Source organism: Peribacillus cavernae (genome assembly GCF_003989135.1).
GTDB lineage: Bacteria > Bacillota > Bacilli > Bacillales > DSM-1321 > Peribacillus > Peribacillus cavernae.
Window position 1 is genome coordinate 38026 of the sequence record NZ_RYZZ01000015.1, and the last position, 19336, is coordinate 57361.

A 19336-nucleotide genomic window follows, 5' to 3' on the forward strand; every position below is an offset into this window, starting at 1 on the left:
AGTCATTTATATATTTTTAACACAAATTATCTTGTGGATTTGTGTGAAAATGTGCTATTTATAAGATAAGACATCTAAAGAAGTTGGTGAGGGAGTATTGTTAGCACATGATCGCCACGAAAAAATCATGGATCTGTTAGGGAAAAATAAATCATTGCAAGTGTCTTCGGTAACCAAAATATTTGGTGTTTCCACTGAAACCATACGCAGGGACCTGGAGCATTTAGAGAAGGAAGGGCATTTGCGGAGGGTACGCGGAGGAGCAGTATTAGATGATGTAAACAGCAAAGAAATCAACTTCACTTTGCGGGAAACAAAGAACATCGGCGAAAAGAGGGAAATAGCCAAAATTGCTTTACGTTATGTTTCAGAAGGACAATCGATTGCATTAGACGTTAGTACAACAAACACAGAGTTTGCCAAGGCTTTAAAGGGGGAGTTTCAGCGGCTTACGATCATAACTAATTCTTTAGTTATTGCCACTGAACTTGCTGAAATGCCTTATTACACCATTATTATGCCAGGGGGTGTCCTGCGGAATGAAGAATTGTGTATGGTAGGACATATGGCAGAAGAGTTCTTTAAAGGTTTTCATATTGACACATTCTTTATGAGCATAAGCGGTATCTCCTTGACAGAAGGGTTGACAGATTACGGCATCGGAGAGTATCAGGTGAAAATGAAAATGCTTGAAAGCTCCAGAAACTGTCTCGCATTGGCAGACAGCAGCAAATTTGACGTCGCTTCTCTTTTAAAGGTCTGCCATTTTGATCGAATCGACCGGATTATATCAGATTCGAAGTTATCCGATAAGGTACTTCAAAAGTATGCAAAAGAAGGAATTGAAATCGTAAATGAATAAGCAGGTACTGTGCTGAGAGGAAAAGTTCATGATAACTTTTCCTCTCTTTTTTTGGTTTTGTTGTAAAAAGAGGATAATACTCGTTTTTACATTTAAACCACAAAAATTTACTGTTTATTCACAACTAATTAAAATATCTTGTGTATTATTGTGGTGAAAAGAGAGTAAATGTGATAAAAGGTGACTTTTTGTTGAATCTCGGAGGTGGTTTAGATTGGTAACAAGCAAATATAAACAATTCCTTACAATCTCGCTGTTTATGTTGCCTGCTCTCATACTGTTATTGGTATTTTGGTTCATTCCAATGATCGTGTCACTGTTTATTAGCTTTACAGACTGGGACTATATCAGTCCGACCTTTTCTTTGGTGGGTTTAGAAAACTATAGCAGTTTGTTAACAGACAAAGAATTTTACAAGGTACTAGTAAATACCCTGGTCTTTGCAGTGTTTACAGTGCTGCCGACAATGGCGATTGGACTTGCGTTGGCATTGACGCTAAACAAAAAGATTGCAGGAAGCACCTTTTATAAAGCAATCATATTCTCGCCCTGGGTGACCCCAATGGTCGCAGTATCGATTGTTTGGTCTTGGATCTTCCAACCGGAAGTCGGGATTCTCAACTTCCTGTTGTCATCAGTGGGATTGCCAAAGATTGATTGGCTTGGCAGTTCTACATGGGCAATGCCGGCGGTTATTATGGTGACGGTGTGGAAGGGAATCGGCTGGGTGATGATTTTCTATTTAGAAGCACTGCAGCGGGTACCTGCTGATTTATACGAATCGGCAGCAATCGATGGGGCAGCTAAATGGCGAAGGTTTCGCTATGTAACCCTTCCGATGATCTCGCCCACCACGTTCTTTTTATTAATCATAACAACTATCGATGCTTTGCAGGCATATGACCAGATTCAAGTGTTAACGCAAGGCGGCCCGGCAGGAAGCACTAGAACACTGCTTTATATGTACTACCAGCTGGCATTTGAACAGTTCAATATGGGGCAGGCAACAGCAGTTTCAACGCTTTTAGTACTGATCACCGCCTTATTGTCAGTCATTCAGTTCTGGGCATCCAAGCGTTGGGTTCATTATTAACAAAGCGAAAGCAGGTGACAAAGTTGGATGAGGTTGTGGCTACAGCAAAATACGAAACTCCTCAAGTACAGACAAAAGAAGCACCTACATTTTTACAAATAGTAAAAAAGACAGCACGCCATATTCTATTAATCTTATTCAGTGTGATAACGGCTTTCCCTTTTTTATGGATGCTAGTGAGTGCGATTAAAACAACAGACGAAATATGGAAGTTTCCGCCTTCGTTTTGGCCTGCGGAGCCCCAGTGGCAAAATTTTATAGAGGCCTGGAACAGTGCCCCTTTTGGGTTGTACATGTTCAATAGTTTGTTTACGGCCACTGCGATTGTGCTTTTTCAAATTTTTAGCGCAGCGATGATGGCTTATGCTTTAACACAATTCCGGTTCAAAGGCCAAAAGTTTCTCTTTGCTTCAATATTAGCGATTTACATGCTGCCCGCGGCGTCAACGTATGTACCAAGCTATGTCATCCTATCAAAACTTAATATGCTGGACAGCTACCAAGGGATGATTATTTCAAATGCGGTCAGCGTGTTCGGTATTTTCTTTATCCGCCAGGCATTCATGCAGGTGCCAAAAGAAATGGTGGAAGCGGCCAAAGTGGATGGGGCGAGTCATTGGACGATTCTCTGGAAGGTGTTATTGCCAATGACAAAATCATCGTTTTTGACATTCAGCTTAATAAGCTTTGTGCAAATGTTCAATAACTATCTATGGCCGTCATTGATTTTAAAAAGCCAGGATAAATATTTGATTACCATGGGGCTTCGCCAATTTTTTATTGAAGGTGGGGCATATGGGATTAAATGGCCATTAGTTATGGCGGCCAATGTGTTCGCAGTTGTGCCGCTTCTCTTACTCTTCTTTGTTGCACAGAAGTGGTTTATCAAAGGCATTAATGATCGCGGTGTGAAAGGGTAAAACATAAATGGAGGAGATGGGGAAAATGAAGAAAAACGTTTTGAAAAAGGCGATGCTTGGTGTTGCAACAGGAGTCATGTCACTATCTCTATTGGCAGGATGCAGCGGCGGTGAAAAACAGGCAGCAAACAGCGATGGCAAGGTTGAAATTGAATTTTGGTATGGACTGGGCGGAAAATTAGGCGACAATATGAAACAAAAAATCGATACATTTAACAAATCCCAGGATGAAGTGATTGTAAAAGGAATAGCGCAAGCCGATTATCAGGAAACGTACCAAAAGCTGCAAGCAGCCAGTGCTTCCGGGCAAACACCTGCGGTCGCCCTGTTGGAACATGCGACGGCTAATGCTTTAGCGAATAAACAAGCATTAGCTCCGCTGGATTCTTTCTTCGACAAAGATAAGGAAGCTAACGTAGAAGATTTTCTTCCTACTCTATTAGATTTAGGAAAAGCGAATGACAAACAATATGCTTTGCCTGCATATGGTACGACCCAAGTGCTTTACTATCGCAAAGATATGTTTGAAAAAGCAGGAATTGACCCTTCTGTGTTAAATACATGGGAATCTTTAGGGGAAGCAGCTAAAAAACTGAAGAAAGAACAAGGTGTTTTCGGTTGGGAACCGATGTGGGGAAATTTAAACCTAGTTGATGCTTCATTAAGTGCCGGCGGTGAAATTATAAGTGAAGATGGCAAAGAGGTATTGATTGACTCAAATGAATGGGTGAATACATGGGAGTTTTTCCGCAAAGCCATTCATGAAGATCAATCGATGCGCATTCACCATGGCGGCCAAGGCTGGGAATATTGGTACAAGACGATTGATGATGTGATGCAGGATCGCGCAGCTGGTTATACGGGTTCAAGCGGTGACCAGGGAGATCTCGATTTTTCGAAACTTGCAGCACATCCACAGCCAGGCTGGAAAAATCATAAAGCAGCTCCACAGGCAGAAGCACAAATGCTCGTTATTCCTGCAAAAGCAGAAAAAGAACAACAAGAAGCCGCTTATAAGTGGATGAAATACTTCACAAGCTCTGAGGTGACAGCAGATTGGTCGATCAAAACAGGTTACATCGCTGTACGTGAATCTGCTAAAGAAGTACAGGCGTACAAAGAATTCGCTGAAAAAAATCCGCAAATCCTAGTTCCGCTTGAGCAAGCGAAAAATGGGACACCTGGTTTTGTTGACCCGACTGGGGGACAAATTTTAGACGCTCTTTCAAAAGCTACAGATAAAGTAGAAATTGAAAACATTCCAGCAGAAAAAGCCTTAAAAGAAGCAAAAGAGGAAGCTCAAAAGGCGTTAGATGAGGCGGGGAAATAATGATTAAGACCACGCAACAGTTTCATCAAAAAATTACTGATGAACGGCAGCTGCCTACCTTCTATCATTCTTTTACACTTACAGAGGAAACGAATTGGATTTACTTTGAGACTAAAATAAGCAGACCATGCTGGTTCAGTATGCTTTTGTTTGATCCAAATGGCGTCTTGCGTTTGCAATATATGTACGGGAAATCTCCAAGAGGCATCGTCCTGCACCAGGATGCCGAACAATCGAGCGCAGCAACACTGCCTGGGCCGCTGGATTTAGGAGAGTGGACAGTGGAAGTCTATGTCACGGACAAACCGACAAGTGACAAAGTAGAAAAAGAATTGGAATATGAAATTGCATGTGAAGCGGGCAGTGGGGAGCTGCCTGCTGTAGCAGGAGGCATTATACCGGCTGGGGCACAGAAATGGGCGAAGTATGATCCTAATGGTTTTGTGTTGAATTCTTATCATTGGGATGCAGCTACCGAGACCGGAGAAAGGTGGTATAAAGGAGATTTCCACACCCATACCATTTTATCTGATGGCAGTATGACTCAGGAAGCCAATTTGAAATCAGCTCAAAGCCAGGAACTCGACTTCTTCGTTGCTACAGATCACAACATTATCTCTACATCCTGGGCTGAGGGAGAAACATTAGTCATTCCCGGAATTGAAATCACCTCTACAAAAGGGCACTGGAACGCTTTAGGTGTGAAAAAATGGATAGATTACCGCCCAAGCAGGGAAGATGGCGGATTTGAAACGGAGCAAGGAATGAATAATCTCTTAAAGGAGGCAAAAGAATCAGGTGCTCTTTGCTCTATGAATCACCCTTTTCTCGCTCCGTGGCAGTGGCAAATGAAGCAAACACCGCTTGCCGAAATTGACAGTATTGAAATTTGGAATGATCCCACTTTCCTGGACAATGTCCAAGCAACCGAAAAAGCTCTGCAATTTTGGTCGCATATATGGAACGAAGGGTACACAATCACAGGCGTAGGTGGCTCAGATTCACACTTGCTGCCGCATGAAAGCTATGAGACGGATGGAGAGCCATCTCTAATTGGAGACCCGGGGACATTTGTATGGGCAGACCGGTTATCCGCCTCTGTCATTTTGGAAAATATGAAAAAAGGACATGTATATGTTTCCCGTGGTCCCGTTGTTGATTTTACGGCTCAAGTAGGCGAGAAACAATATAGAATCGGCGAAGATCTCACAGATGCAATGAATCAAAACGGTTACCAAGCATTTTGCAAAATTACGTTACAACACGATCATGAAGATGTGAACGTGCAATGGATCGAAGATGGAAAAAAGGTTCATGAAGAAAGAGGCCATTCTTCAAGTTTTACAGTCAACTGGAAAGATAAAGCGTATCACTGGCTTCGCTTGGAAATCCGCAACGTGAGCGGAGAGCTGCTGGCATTTTCGAACCCTGTTTATTACGGAAAAAAGCAGCCGAAAGTTCAGACATGGGGAGAGCTCCTGGAAAAGGTAAGGGTGACAGGCTTTGAAAATTAAAGGAATCCTATTTGACAAAGATGGTACTTTATTAAAATTCGGATCGATTTGGCCTAAAGTAATCGGCGATGTCATCGATGACCTGTTAGAAATGATCGGCGAGGAAGGCAATAAAACTCTTAAAAATGAATTGTGTAAATCGATTGGACTGAAAGACGGAGTTGTTGACGAGAAAGGGATTTTAGCAAGCGGAACTTCGCTGGATATTACCCGAGCGTTTCAAGATGTACTGCCAAAGGACATTCGATATTTACATGAATGGCTGTCGGAGCGAGTTTTAGAAAAAACAAAGCAGTCGATCGAGCATGTGGAGTCAGTATGCAATTTATCTCCGCTTTTTTCGGCACTGAGGAATAAAGGAATCGTAGTTGGAATTGCTACGGCGGATGACTATGAAACTACTGCCCTATGCTTAGAACATTTAGGCATCAGGGAAGACATCCAATTCGTAGGAACAGCCGATTTATACGAGAAAAAGCCATCTTCTCAAGTGGTCGAGAAATTTTGCGAAAAATTTGGATTAGCGCGGGAAGAAGTCGCGATGGTCGGAGATACAGTCATCGATATGCAAACAGCAAAAAACAGCAAATCAGGCTTTGGAATAGGCGTCTTATCAGGTGTTGGCTCTAAAGAAGAACTTGAAAAGCTAGCGGACTTTGTCATCCCGAATGTGGAACACCTCATTAATCATGATAAATTCATCTGGGAAGTAAAGGGAGATGTTAGAATCAATGAACGCTCTTTCACTGCATAATATCGACAAGTACTACGAAAATGGCGCACATGCCGTTAAAGGTCTCAACCTGGACATAAATCGCGGAGAATTCATTGTAGTAGTCGGGCCTTCAGGCTGTGGTAAATCCACTACACTCCGGATGATCGCAGGATTTGAAAAGGTCACGAATGGTGAGATTAAAGTGAATGACAAGTTTGTAAATGACCTGGAGCCGATGAAACGTGGCATGTCGATGGTTTTTCAAAGCTACGCGCTATACCCATACATGACGGTCTATGAAAATATCGCTTTTCCATTAAAGATGAGAAATATGCGCAAGGACGAGATCAAGAGAAAAGTAGAAGAAGCCGCTGAAGTCGTAAATGTAACACCCTATTTGAAACGAAAACCCGGCCAGCTTTCAGGAGGCCAGCGCCAACGCGTAGCTCTGGCACGGGCCATGGTAGCCAACACGGCAATATGCCTAATGGACGAACCGCTATCCAATCTCGACGCTGCCCTAAGAACTGGAATGAGAAGAGAAATCAAAAAACTGCATCAACGTCTGCAGAACACAATCGTGTATGTGACGCACGACCAAGTTGAAGCAATGACTCTCGGGACTCGCATTGTGGTCATGAAAGACGGCATGATCCAACAAATCGATACACCACAAAACATCTATGAAAAACCGGCAAACAGCTTTGTGGCATCATTTATCGGGAACCCGCAAATGAATATTTGCACGGCCTCCGTTATAAAAGAAGGAAAACAAGTGAAGTTGTTATTTGGCGGAGAAGATTTGACGCTACCTCCCCAAACGGCAGATATGTTGGAACGTCAAAACTATGTAAACAAGGATATTTTAATAGGATTTAGAGCAACGGATGTGTTATATGAGGAGGGCTTTGTGGCTGAAGTGGAGCATGTCGAGCTATTAGGGAATGAACAGCATGTAAAAGCCAACTGGAACGGCCAACAGGTTTCTTTACAAGCCCCTTCGTCAATGCCTATCGACAAAGCCGTTTCCTTCTCTATTAATCTAGACAAGCTGCACTTTTTTGATAGTGACACCGAAGAGAGAATTTGCTGATAAAGAGGGATCATCTTGGAATGGATTTTATTATTGATCACCATTGTCTTTGAAGTAGCCGGCACCATCTCCATGAAAATGTCAGAAGGCCTGACGCGTCCCCTGCCAACCGTTATGATTTTTGTGTGTTATGGCATTTGCTTCAGTATCTTTACTCTAGTATTGAAGAAAATGGATTTAGGTTTGGCGTATGCCATTTGGTCTGGAACAGGCACGTTGACGATTTGTGTTTTGGGGATTGTTTTCTTTGGTGAGACATTGAATGCTTTGAAGGTTGTGTCTGTGTTGTTAATAGTTTTGGGGTTGGTGGGGGTTAAGCTGTCGGCTTGATAAAATTGAACTAGAACTATTTCAAATACAATAGGTTATTTTAAAAAGGAAGGGAGTCGTCGTAGGATGAAGACCTTTCTTTTTTTGTATGCAAGGTTCATCTTAGAGTACAATTAAATCTGAAAATATAATTCGATAATAAAGAGGTGACACTGTGCTCAAACAAGGAATCTACGAAGAAATCATCAACCAAAAACTAAAAGATGAACTCACCAGTTTATACTTAAACTCTTATGATATCGGCAAAGAACGGCTTGATGTAGAAGAAGCAAGAAAACTATTATCCTCATACATATCTTTAGTAACTATGTTAGGGGAACTCAAAAAAGAGATTATTCCACGATCTTAATCTTCCACGGGACGAATATACCTTCCAAATTGATACCCTCCTTCTTTCATCAAATTTAGCCATTATTATCGAAGTTAAGAACATCGCAGGCACTCTATTTTTTGATCAGTTATTTCACCAGCTGATCCGAACCAATAAAGAAGGCAAAGAAGAAGGTTTTCCAGACCCGATTACCCAGGCGAGGCTCCACCAGTTTCAGCTGAAGGGATTCTTCGAAAAACATCGTTTGCCGCAAGTTCCTATTGAATATGTTGTAGTGATTTGCAATAAGAATAGTATATTAAAAACAAATCCTGGCCACAGAAGGATTTTTGAAAAAGTATTTAAAGCCCCTCATCTATTAAATCGCATTCAGCATCTGGAAACCATATATCAAAAGGAAGTCCTCTCTTCTAAAGAACTGTTAAAAATCAGCAAGATGCTCATTAAAAAGAACACCCCTCCCAAAAAGCTTTTTATGGATCGATACCTTCTTTCAAAAAATCAGCTTCGATCAGGTATCCATTGCCCTTCTTGCTTTTTTATTCCTATGTACCGTGTTAAGAGACAATGGCATTGCCCGGCTTGTAACATCTATTCGAAAGACGCTAATATGCAGGGGTTGCGTGATTATTTTTTACTGATTGATTCGAAGATTAATAACAAGCAGTTTCGCCAGTTTGCTGATTTGAGTTCAAGAGATGTTGCATCAAGATTGCTGGCTTCTACGAATTTTCCCAGTTCGGGCACAACAAAAGGCCGCTTTTACCATCCGCCAGTAGATTTATATGGCAGAGACAACAAGTGAAATAGTGACCTAGATCAGAGCAATTTGCTTTTCGCTTAAATGATAGTAACTTTCGCTTAAAAATCAAGTTTTTCGCTTAATTAAAGTTTTTTTCGCTTAATTACCGCGCTTTTCGCTTAAATGCTGAAATATTTCGCTTAATCCAGGGATGGAAGAATCGTAGATAATTCATACGATATAAAAATAGTCCATTTTACGGACAATTGACTACAAAAAGCCGGCATCTGTGTTTTTCAGGTGCCAGCTATTCTTTTTATAATGAAATTTCCTAATAGGACGTCTCTTTTCCTTTTAAAGATCCGGAATTTTTCTCTAATTTCCTTAATACCTTTTTATATTGTTTTAGAGAATGTAACCAACCGATATATGAAACCTTGCTCTTTAAATCAGAGGAAATAAACATTACTACAAGATAAGGAAAAAATTTATTAGTGCGAAAACGGAGATCCTTCCAATAAACAAAGTAGCCGTTTTTCCTTTGCTGGACAAAAGGATATGCATAATTGGTGCTGGCGAGAAAGTCGGAGACGGGTTGGGCATTCCTGCTTTCGCGAACCAATTCAGGGTGTTCCACTTTTTTCGAAAGTGTAAGCTCAATAATTAGATTTCTGACCGAATATACTCCGAATAAAAAATGATCCTCAGTTTCAATTAAAAGATCCCATTTAAATATTCCTGCCCTCGGGATAAGTTTTATGCGGATTACATTTCGGAAAGAATCCTCTAAATCCTTTTTTATTAACCATGCATAGGCAGTGCGAATCAAGATGTATAAAGCCATCAGCAAATAAACAAATGAAAAAATCTTTCCTGCCTCAAAAACAGGAAGCAAAGCAAATCCGACAATATGAAGCATCAAAATATAAGGGTCAATTAACGGAATTGAATCAAAGGCAATCCATTTTGCTGAAAAAGGCCGGAATACCTGCGTTCCATATACATTAAACAAATCCAAAAGGACATGAATAACCACAGCGAGAAAGGTCCAAAAAAACAGATGGAAAAAGGACGGACCAGGGAAGAAAGTATATATGGATCCGGAAACAAAGAAGCTCCATAAGGGAAGGGCAGGAAGAGAATGTGACCATCCCCGGTGATTACGGTAATAACTGCCATTCCCATTCAGTTTGAAAACGCAGTCAAAGTCAGGTGCGTTTGAACCGAATACCGTGCCTATAATGACAGCGTGGGAAAGTGAACTTTCAGCAACCACCGGGTCTATTTGGGCGAAAGCGCCTAATCCTAATCCAATTATAATATGAGAGGTTGTATCCATTGGTTTTCCTCCTTAGCGTATAATTGCTGATTTCTGTTTAGTTTTGTCAATCGCATAATCGGTGATGACTGTAACTGAGTGAGCTTTATGAATTTTGGCTAATTCTCTCTTCATGTTTGTTATCATTTCTTTATTTCGCGACAACGTTTGTATCTGTTCAAATGTTTCCATTACAGAGTGGGAAACAACAGCAGCACCGTTTTCGGTGAAATGTCTGGCATTTTCAGTTTCTTGGCCAGGCACAGGCTTAAAAAGAATTAAGGGAACCTGCAATGATGCGGCTTCGGAAAGTGCTATTCCACCAGGTTTTGTAATCAGGCAGTTAGATATAGCAAGCAGTTCATATATTTCCTCCACATATCCGAATACATGAAAACAGCCAGGGAAGAGAAGGGAAAGCGGTAGAAGCCGGTTATGCAAATCTTCGTTATCTCCACAAATGACTACAATCTGATGGGTTGGATCCTTCAGCAATTGCAGGCATAGTTCTTTCACATTTCTTAATACACCATTTGCGCCGGCAAGTACCGTAATCACTTTCTTCCAGGGAGATAATTGATATTTTTCAAAAACGGCTCTTTTATTAATTTGCTTTTCAAATTGGGGCCGAATGGGAATGCCGCTCACCGTAATTCGTTTTTCCTGCATGTCTTGTTCTAATAAAATGTTTTTCACAGCATCGGATGCTACAAAGTAATGGTTAATTAAAGGATTGATCCAATAAGGATGAACACAATAATCAGTTATTACGGTATAAGTCGGAATAAAATAACCAAATTGTTTCATTAAAAATGGTGCTGAATGAAGAGGAAACGTTGAAATAATAAATTGAGGACGATATTTTGTAATAAGCTCCAGCAGCCTTTTGCGGCCAAGATATCGGGAAAATTGGGCAAGACCTTTATAATGTAGCTTGTTTGTACCGTAATATAACCACTTGTAAAATGAGGGGCCATAAGAAAAACTTTTGATCAGTAATGACTGGGTGAAAGTAGAAACTATAGGGTAGGACTCACCAAATAAATCTGATACAACAGGCTCAAACCCTTTATTGTTAAGTTCCTCGGCGATTACTTTTGCTGCCTGGAGGTGGCCGCTCCCATAATTGGCTGTCAGGATCAAAGCGGAAGGACGTCTCACTCGAATACCCCCTGTTATTTTTTTTTTCAGAGTATCACGCTTACTTAAAGGAAACATGAAGGGACAGTAAGAAATTGTTAAGGAAATAAAAAATTGATGAATTCACTATCAGTGGGTCTAATGTCTATCAAATATTTAGTAAGAAAAAGAAAATCGTTCCGAAAAATGACCCAACAATCACTCCGGCAATTACATCAGAAGGGTAATGGAGACCTAAGTATATTCTTGATATGCCGACACAAATACCTAAAGGAATGAGGACAAATGACAGGGATGGCACTAGATAAACAAAAGGAATAACTACGGAAAATATGGCTGTTGTATGACCTGAAGGAAAAGAATGGTCTTGTAAAGGATTAAAAGGAACCTTCGTATTTTCTAAGATCATATAGGGTCTTTTCCGGGGGTACAGCTTCTTGGCAAGATGTACAGGTAGATGACTTACGGATAAGGCAAGTGCACTGGAAATGGCAGTCATTCTGGTTTGATCAGAGGCAAAGATCATTAGTAGTAGAACTGTTACTATGGTAAACCAAGATCCCCCGATGTGTGTGATAGTGCGGAAAAAGGGGTTTAAAAGTTTATTATCAAAACGGCGATTTATCTGCTGAAATATTCGACAATCGAAGTCATAGCAAGCACGTATTAGTCTCATGATTGTCTGTTCTCCTTTAACAATAAATTATAATACGGATCTGCCTGTCTCGCTCCAGATAAAGATTGTTTTAGTTCATTGTATTAGAGCCATACCCGTCCTATCGTTAAGGGAATGTAAAATATTTGTATATTATAAGTATGGGCCGATAATATCAAATTTCTTAAAGAAGACTGCTTCTTCAAACACATAATTTTCCAATAAAAAGGAGATCTATTTTAATCCTTATTATTAAGCCAAATTAACAGAATTTTTACGTTCTTTATTTATGACATTGTTGTTCCTTAACATTGGTCTTGTAAATTAGACCTAGAGAGAAATCGTTTAAGGAGGGAAAAACATGCGTAGATGGAATCAAGGAATACTGCTTGCGATGGTATTGGTTATTTTGGCAGGCTGTGGAAATAATGCCGCATCTAATCAAGGGAAAGAAGGTTCTTCCACCGCAAAGGCGGAGGGTGGAAGGGAATCAATAGAAGGCACCTTGCACTTTTATACCTCTCAACCTGATGCTGATGCTGCTAAACTGGTTGAAAGTTTTCAGGCTAAGTATCCAGAGGTAAAAGTGGAGACGTTTCGATCCGGTACGGAAGAAGTTATTTCAAAGCTTAAAGCGGAGCGGTTAGCTGGTGATATTCAAGCAGATGTGCTTTTGGTGGCAGACTCTGTTACGTTTGAGAGTTTGAAAGAAGATGACTTATTGCTATCTTATAAATCTCCTGAATTAAGTGATATACCTCAGCGTTTTGCTGATTCTGATGGGAGATATACAGGGACAAAGGTAATGGCAACAGGGTTAGCCGTAAATACGAAAAATGTAAAAGAAATGCCAACGGGTTGGAACGTTTTAACCTCTGATGAAGCAAAGGGGAAAATCGCTATGCCAAGCCCGTTATACTCTGGTGCGGCAGCATATAATTTAGGTGTTTTGACTCGGCAAAATGATTTCGGCTGGGACTTTTATAAAAAGATCGAAACGAATGATGTTTCAGTAACAAAAGGGAATGGTGATGTGCTGAAAGCTGTTGCAGGTGGAGAAAAAAACTATGGAATGATCGTTGATTATTTAGTTGCTCGTGCTAAAGCGGAAGGTTCTCCGGTAGAACTTGTTTATCCCGAAGAAGGAGTACCGGTTATTACAGAACCGATTGGAATCATGAATGAAACGGACAATCAAACTGCTGCAAAAGCTTTCGTCGACTATGTTTTATCAGAGGAAGGGCAACAGCTCGCTGCTGAACTGGGTTATACACCGATTCGCAAAGGAGTCGAAGCGCCGAAGGGATTAAAAACAATTGAAGAAATGAATGTTATTGAAGCCGATATTTCAGAGCTTTACCAAGCAAGGGAAACCGATAAACAAAAGTTTGAAGAAATCTTCGGTGCACAGTAAAGATTGATTAGAGAGATAAGGGAGTGGAGAAGATGCTTCCAAAACACCAAGAGACATTAAGGAAAGTGAGGAACACCTCCTCGTTTTCCTTTTCTTCTATAGTTAAGAATGGATGGGCAATCCTTGGATTTCTCATGATCATCTTTATATTTCTTTTACCAGTTATTCGCTTAATATGGTTAAGTATCACTTCAGAAGGAGAGCTTAGCCTTCAATTATATCTTGAGGTTTTAACCGCACCTGCAACCTGGCCGGTAATTAAAAATACTGTCTGGGTTGTTGTTTTCAGTAGTTTGTTAGCGATTGGGATGGGTGTAGGTATGGCATGGGTCATGGCCTATGTGAATATCCGAGGGAAAAAGTGGATGAATCTGTTTATATTTTTACCTTTTATTGTACCTTCCTATATCACAACGCTGGCATGGGTTCAGTTTTTCGGAAATAATGGCCCAATAGATTATCTTTTGGAAAGCTTTCCACTAGGGAGCATTTCTGCACCTAACTTATACAGCATCCAGGGAATAATCTTTGTATTAGGTATCTCACACTATCCACTTGTTTACTTATTCACTGTTGACGTGTTTCGGAAAATCCCAAGAGATCTGGAACAAGCAGCAAATGTGTCTGGTGCTTCTAAACGGACGGTTTTTCTGAAGATTATTTTTCCGATGACACTTCCTGGTATTGCAGGAGGTGGATTATTAGCGTTTTTATCCAATCTTGATAATTTTGGAATCCCTGCATTCCTGGGTATTCCTGCAAATATTCGAGTGTTAAGCACCTATATCTATGAGCAGATTATTGGCTATGGCCCAAGTGCATTTGCAAGAGCATCTGTCCTTTCCGTATTCCTAGGTATTATCGCTTTAATTGGAACACTTATTCAATGGTTCGTTGTAAGAAAAAGTAATGTCAATGAAACCGCAAAGAGAGACATGGAGCCCCGGTACTATTTATCACCGATTTGGCGAAGTGTGGCGGAGATAGGAATTTGGAGCTTTCTTTTGGTTAGCAGCCTTGTTCCATTTATCGTAATGGCTGCTACATCATTTATTAAAGCATATGGCGTGTCTTTTAAATGGGAAAATCTATCACTTAAAAACTATCGATATTTATTATTTGAAGATCAAAAAGTCATGCAAGCTGTTGGAAATAGTTTAAGCTTGGCCCTGATTACTTTGGTTATTTGTGCAGTGGTAGGAACATTCCTTGCTTATTTACGATTTAAGCGTAATAGTATTACGATGCGCATAGTAGAGATGATTTTGACCATCCCTTATGCCCTGCCAGGAACGGTGCTGGCTTTATGTATGATTTTAATGTGGGTTCAACCGATCCTGGGATGGAAACCTGGTGTTTATGGCACCATCTGGATTCTACTTATTGCTTATATTACGAGATTTCTGGTCCTTCAACTACGAGGCAGCTTAACTGCCTTCACGCAAATTGATCCGACCATGGAAGAGGCTGCCCAAACTGCCGGAGCTTCTCATCTTGCAAAATGGAGCAGAATATTACTGCCACTTCTTTTGCCTGGCGTAATTGGAGGGGCACTGCTTGTTGGATTGACAGCTCTGACGGAATTAACCGTTTCAAGTTTATTATGGTCAAGTGGTGCAGAAACAATTGGCGTTGTTATTTTTAGCTTTGAGCAAGCAGGATACAGTACGTATTCCACTGCGTTTTCAAGCTTGATAGTACTTGCCATTTTAATTGGCGGTGTCATTTTTATGTGGATGGAAAATGTCTGGAAGAAGAGGGTGTTGAGACATCATGATTCAAATTGAACATCTGGATAAACAATACGGTGTTTTTACAGCCCTTGTGGATATTAATTTGACGGTTTTAGCTGGAGAGTTTATCGCGATTTTAGGACCCTCAGGTTGTGGAAAAACAACGTTACTCAAGTTATTGGCAGGTTTTATAAAACCGACAGCAGGCCAGATTATGTTAAATGGCGAATTAGTAGGATCAGCACATTCTCTCAAGCCGCCTGAGAAACGCAATCTTGGTATGGTTTTTCAGTCTTTTGCACTTTGGCCCCATATGACCGTTGAGGAGCATATCTTATTCCCATTAAAGCATCACCGATTTGCAGAAGCTAAACGAAAGCAAGATCAGCGCGCACGAGTTGACACAGTACTGCAAATGGTTGGCCTGGAATCATTAAAAAAACGCTATCCATCAGAGTTGTCAGGAGGGCAGGGGCAGCGGGTCGCTTTAGCCCGGGCAATTGCACCAAGGCCTTCAATTTTATTGATGGATGAGCCATTGAGTGCATTGGATGCAGAGCTGCGAATAGAAATGCGTAAAGAAATTCAAACGATTCATCGACAGACAGGAACCACCGTTGTTTATGTTACACATGATCAAGGAGAGGCTTTAGCAATGGCAGACCGGATTGTCGTGATGAATCAAGGGCGGGTTGAGCAAGTAGATTCACCTGAAACGATTTATACGAGACCTAAATCTGTGTTTGTATCGAGATTTGTTGGTAAAAGTAATGTGATGGAAGGGCAGTGGATTAGTACAGATACGTTTATGCCAAAAGGCTTTCCTTCTGTTCAGTGGAAGGATCTTGGTGTATCCCTGGAGTTGAAGCGGCAGAACGTGTATCCAATACGCCCAGAACAATGGAAATTAGAAGAACCCTCACCGGGTCAGCTGAACGGGAAAGTTTTATTTGCACAGTTCCAAGGAAATGAAGTGCATTACACTGTTTCAGTGGAGGAACAGCTGCTAACGATTTATTCGCCAATTTATGAGAAGAGGTATGAGCCTGGAAATGAAGTTTCGGTTCGATTGAGGATTCCTGCCAATCTACTTCTAAGGATATAAAAACAATAAATGCCGAAGTTATGAAAACTTTAGCTTCTGATCACTTACCGTTAACCGCGGATATTGTATTAGACAGAGCTGAGCCATTTCAAATGGAGGGAAAAAGTAGTAGACTATCTTAAGTGAATATTCAAAAAATTTGCCTGTCGAGAAATGTTTCGACAGGTTTCGTATTGTGTATTTTAATAGATTCGTTACGTCTTAATCAAAAGTGGATTTCTAATCAATCATTTGATTAATGAAATTTCTACAATTATCTTCAGCTTTCTTACTTTTATGTGAAGTGACCTGCTAGCTTGGGGACTTGAAGAATCCATTACGACTCTACCTTCAGAACATGCTTCCGAACCATTCGAAACCGATTCGATAACTTTGCGAACGCTTCGGAAGATACCTGCGAAACTAGAACAATCCGATTTAGGGATCTGCCCACCTGTAATAAGTGATATGGTTTCTGCTGTATCTTTGTCATATACCAGTAACTGTTAATTAATTTGCATATCCTACATTTACTTGTTTTTACACTCCAATCCTGTCTTTGTAATACTTGAATTACAAATTTAATAACATTCCTTTACAAAAGTTAATACGTGTGTAGCAAGTTCCACACATTGAATTTGGATAATTAGTCATGACTGAGCAAAAGGATTAAATAGGGAGGAGTAGAAAAAATGAAACAAAACACTTTGAATGTTTTTCAAAAGCTGTTCTCCAAGTGCTTCATTACAGCAATGACAGTAACAGTTGTAGGGGTATCCACAATAAACTTGCCATCAAATGTTGTACAGGCTGCTCCTGTGAAAGAACACTCTCTTCCTCTAGGGGATTCCAATCTTGCGGAAACAAGGGATAAAACAGAGATTGCTTCGGGGCTTATCCATACGGAGATCATCCGCGGGACCAGTTCGGAAAAAGATGTCTTCATTATTGATGTGGCATTTTGTAAAACCCGGGAAGAAGCAAGAAAAGTGAAGAAACAATTGGATTCCGAAGGATACACATCTCTTGTAAAGAAAATTAAAGTGGGGCCTGCAGACGATCCTGAACATGGCCCACTCGGCTACCTGGTCCGTGTTGGATCATTTCAGTCGGAGAGCGATGCCAACAAATTGAGAGATGAGCTGAAAGGGAAAGGGTATGATAAATCCCGCGTCGTTTTTTCAGCGGAAGACGGAGGGAAAACTAAAGGGCCTTGGGTAGTAAATGTTCTTGAAATCGATCCAATGAAATTTAAAGGGGATATACAACCGGAGCTGGGAACGGGAATTGTACCCGGGAAGGAAAAATTGACTGGCATGGCGGCTCGTACAGATGCGTTGGCGGCCATAAATGGGGGATATTTTATAGTGGGACCGAGTGATGGTACTGAAGGTGATCTTGCCGGAGTTTCGATGATTGGGGGAAAACTCATAAGTGAAGCGGTAAATGGGAGGACAAGCCTGATTTTATCAGGGGAAAAAGCGCGGATAGCATCGGTAAAAACTCAACTTACCGTTACGGCATCTGATGGTGTTAAAAGAGAAGTAGATGGCTTAAACCGTGAGCCCGGATTGATCCGTGGATGTGGTGGGATCGGTGATACCTTTGACTTCTCTAAGCATGATTTTACATGTACGGATCCCGGGGAACTTATTCAATTCACATCCGGTTTCGGTTCTGCAACTCAGCCAGGGGAAGGAATGGAAGTTGTTCTGAATTCCGAGGGACAAGTCACAGAAGTGCGTGAAAGAAGGGGCGGCTCCATCCCCCTTAAAGGCTCCGTCCTGGCAGGCACAGGCGATGCCTCTGATTGGCTGTTGGCCCATGGGAAGCAAGGTGCAAAACTCCATATGAATACCAGTGTTCTTGCGGATAATCAACCAATTAAAGCTCGGACGACAACTGGTATTGTCAACGGCGGACCACGATTGCTGCGTGACGGTAAAGAAAAGATTACCACAATGAGTGAAGGTTTCCATTGGAGTGGTAACCCAGAATTCTACTACAGATTTGGAGAACGCCGCAATCCCCGTACACTAGCAGGTGTTACCGAAGACGGTAAAATTCTCTTGGTCACGGTCGACGGACGCCAGCCTTTTTACAGTGTAGGAGCAAATTTCAAAGAAAGTGCACAGATCATGAAAACTCTTGGTGCGATTGACGCATTAAATCTGGATGGTGGTGGTTCCACAGCTATGACAATTGGTTCTAAGCTGGTAAATCATCCATCCGATCCTGCAGGTGAACGTCTAATCGGAGATGGGATTGTTATTTTACCATAAAGAGGATGAGGTCTTAAAATTGTGGATGGCTCGAACATAAAAATTTATGGAATGAATTCCTGTACCCACTGCCTATTCATAGTGGTTACCTCCTTAGGTTGAGGCCCTAGGAGGTATTTTTCTTTCACCTTATAAAACCCTGCTTATTTCCAGCGAAACTTGAATTTTTTGCGTGAAAACCCCGAATCAGTAGTTGTTTTGTCCTGTAGTGCTTCAACACACTTTTTTTAGCTTGCAATCGTGGACCCTGCGGTTTCTCCAAACCAGGCCTTTTAGCGTTTGTTCTTCGCGAAATGATGGTGGCCCTTTTTACTGATATAGTTGATCACTTGAACCATTCGTTGGATTTTGGTACTGGTTTACATATTGTTGAATGTGCTCCTGATTTTCAGGAACAACCTGATAAACAGCTCCAATTGGGCTGCTAGTCTCACTATATAACCTCCTTGTTTGTTATACCTTTTATAATGGGTAAAAGTAGTTTCTTTATTCCTTTTTTGTAAATTTGGTTAACTTTGACCATATTGCGGCTCTTGACTTTGGATATATTGAAAACGGGCTTTTACATGTTCCAAAATTTGTTCTTGCTGGGTAGAGAGGTTTTGAAACAACTGTTTAGCGTTTTGATCCTGAGTTTCCAAAGCAAATGAATGTAGGTTAGCTAATGTACTTTCACAGCTTGCAATAGTTTCTTGCATTTTTGTACCAACTGTCATTTAAATACCTCCTTTCTATTTAATCTAGTAGACGATTATTTTCATCCACGGACATCACTTTAGT

General features: G+C 40.9%; 18 protein-coding genes. 14 read left to right on the top strand and 4 right to left on the bottom strand.

Translation table 11 applies throughout. The annotated features are described in order from the left end of the window. Positions 1 to 97: 97 nt before the first annotated feature. From ELQ35_RS11635 to ELQ35_RS23750, 10 genes are all read left to right on the top strand, one after another. Positions 98 to 862 (top strand): DeoR/GlpR family DNA-binding transcription regulator, encoded by a 765-nt coding sequence (locus ELQ35_RS11635; protein WP_126864993.1) that lies wholly within the window; start codon positions 98 to 100, stop codon positions 860 to 862. A 259-nt stretch (positions 863 to 1121) separates the two neighbouring features. After that, on the top strand, positions 1122 to 1955 hold the full coding sequence (locus tag ELQ35_RS11640) for a carbohydrate ABC transporter permease (protein WP_126865111.1): 834 nt from the start codon (positions 1122 to 1124) through the stop codon (positions 1953 to 1955). Positions 1956 to 1978: 23 nt separating this feature from the next. Further along, complete coding sequence (locus ELQ35_RS11645; protein WP_307365210.1) at positions 1979 to 2875, top strand: carbohydrate ABC transporter permease; 897 nt, start codon at positions 1979 to 1981, stop codon at positions 2873 to 2875. Between the two features lie 25 nt (positions 2876 to 2900). Next, a complete protein-coding gene (locus ELQ35_RS11650) occupies positions 2901 to 4205 on the top strand; it encodes an ABC transporter substrate-binding protein (RefSeq protein WP_126864994.1) in 1305 nt (434 codons plus the stop codon). Next, positions 4205 to 5719 carry a CehA/McbA family metallohydrolase gene (locus ELQ35_RS11655; protein ID WP_126864995.1) on the top strand — a complete coding sequence of 505 codons (1515 nt, stop codon included), beginning with the start codon at positions 4205 to 4207 and terminating at the stop codon, positions 5717 to 5719. Before ELQ35_RS11650 ends, ELQ35_RS11655 begins: the two co-directional genes overlap by 1 nt. Beyond that, entirely contained in the window at positions 5709 to 6473 is a 765-nt protein-coding gene (locus ELQ35_RS11660; protein ID WP_126864996.1) for an HAD family hydrolase, read from the top strand. Before ELQ35_RS11655 ends, ELQ35_RS11660 begins: the two co-directional genes overlap by 11 nt. Then, positions 6439 to 7527, top strand: a complete 1089-nt coding sequence (locus ELQ35_RS11665) for an ABC transporter ATP-binding protein (protein WP_307365203.1) — start codon at positions 6439 to 6441, stop codon at positions 7525 to 7527. The genes ELQ35_RS11660 and ELQ35_RS11665 overlap by 35 nt, the downstream gene beginning before the upstream one ends. Before the next feature lie 12 nt (positions 7528 to 7539). Beyond that, a complete protein-coding gene (locus ELQ35_RS11670; RefSeq protein WP_126864997.1) occupies positions 7540 to 7857 on the top strand; it encodes a DMT family transporter in 318 nt (105 codons plus the stop codon). Positions 7858 to 8011: 154 nt separating this feature from the next. Then, complete coding sequence (locus ELQ35_RS11675; protein ID WP_126864998.1) at positions 8012 to 8206, top strand: hypothetical protein; 195 nt, start codon at positions 8012 to 8014, stop codon at positions 8204 to 8206. Positions 8207 to 8234: 28 nt separating this feature from the next. Then, positions 8235 to 8993, top strand: a complete 759-nt coding sequence (locus tag ELQ35_RS23750; RefSeq protein ID WP_370873458.1) for a nuclease-related domain-containing protein — start codon at positions 8235 to 8237, stop codon at positions 8991 to 8993. 268 nt (positions 8994 to 9261) lie between these two features. Here ELQ35_RS23750 and ELQ35_RS11685 read toward each other — a convergent pair whose 3' ends face one another. The 3 genes from ELQ35_RS11685 to ELQ35_RS11695 form a co-directional block, all read right to left on the bottom strand. After that, positions 9262 to 10269: a metal-dependent hydrolase gene (locus ELQ35_RS11685; protein WP_126864999.1), complete on the bottom strand. Its 1008-nt coding sequence runs from the start codon at positions 10267 to 10269 to the stop codon at positions 9262 to 9264. Between the two features lie 12 nt (positions 10270 to 10281). Continuing rightward, positions 10282 to 11409, bottom strand: coding sequence for an MGDG synthase family glycosyltransferase (locus ELQ35_RS11690; protein WP_126865000.1), 1128 nt, complete (start codon positions 11407 to 11409; stop codon positions 10282 to 10284). A 127-nt stretch (positions 11410 to 11536) separates the two neighbouring features. Beyond that, on the bottom strand, positions 11537 to 12064 hold the full coding sequence (locus tag ELQ35_RS11695) for a phosphatase PAP2 family protein (RefSeq protein ID WP_126865001.1): 528 nt from the start codon (positions 12062 to 12064) through the stop codon (positions 11537 to 11539). A gap of 340 nt (positions 12065 to 12404) precedes the next feature. Here ELQ35_RS11695 and ELQ35_RS11700 point away from each other — a divergent pair, with 340 nt between their 5' ends. The 4 genes from ELQ35_RS11700 (at position 12405) to ELQ35_RS11715 (ending at position 18556) form a co-directional block, all read left to right on the top strand. After that, complete coding sequence (locus ELQ35_RS11700) at positions 12405 to 13457, top strand: ABC transporter substrate-binding protein (protein WP_126865002.1); 1053 nt, start codon at positions 12405 to 12407, stop codon at positions 13455 to 13457. 32 nt (positions 13458 to 13489) lie between these two features. Beyond that, entirely contained in the window at positions 13490 to 15244 is a 1755-nt protein-coding gene (locus ELQ35_RS11705) for an ABC transporter permease (RefSeq protein ID WP_126865003.1), read from the top strand. Continuing rightward, positions 15231 to 16295, top strand: a complete 1065-nt coding sequence (locus ELQ35_RS11710) for an ABC transporter ATP-binding protein (protein ID WP_185861744.1) — start codon at positions 15231 to 15233, stop codon at positions 16293 to 16295. The genes ELQ35_RS11705 and ELQ35_RS11710 overlap by 14 nt, the downstream gene beginning before the upstream one ends. 671 nt (positions 16296 to 16966) lie before the next feature. Further along, positions 16967 to 18556, top strand: coding sequence for a phosphodiester glycosidase family protein (locus ELQ35_RS11715; RefSeq protein WP_126865005.1), 1590 nt, complete (start codon positions 16967 to 16969; stop codon positions 18554 to 18556). Positions 18557 to 19065: 509 nt separating this feature from the next. On the opposite strand, the gene ELQ35_RS11720 is transcribed toward ELQ35_RS11715, so the two are convergent. Beyond that, positions 19066 to 19272 carry a DUF1657 domain-containing protein gene (locus ELQ35_RS11720; protein ID WP_126865006.1) on the bottom strand — a complete coding sequence of 69 codons (207 nt, stop codon included), beginning with the start codon at positions 19270 to 19272 and terminating at the stop codon, positions 19066 to 19068. Positions 19273 to 19336 lie beyond the last annotated feature (64 nt).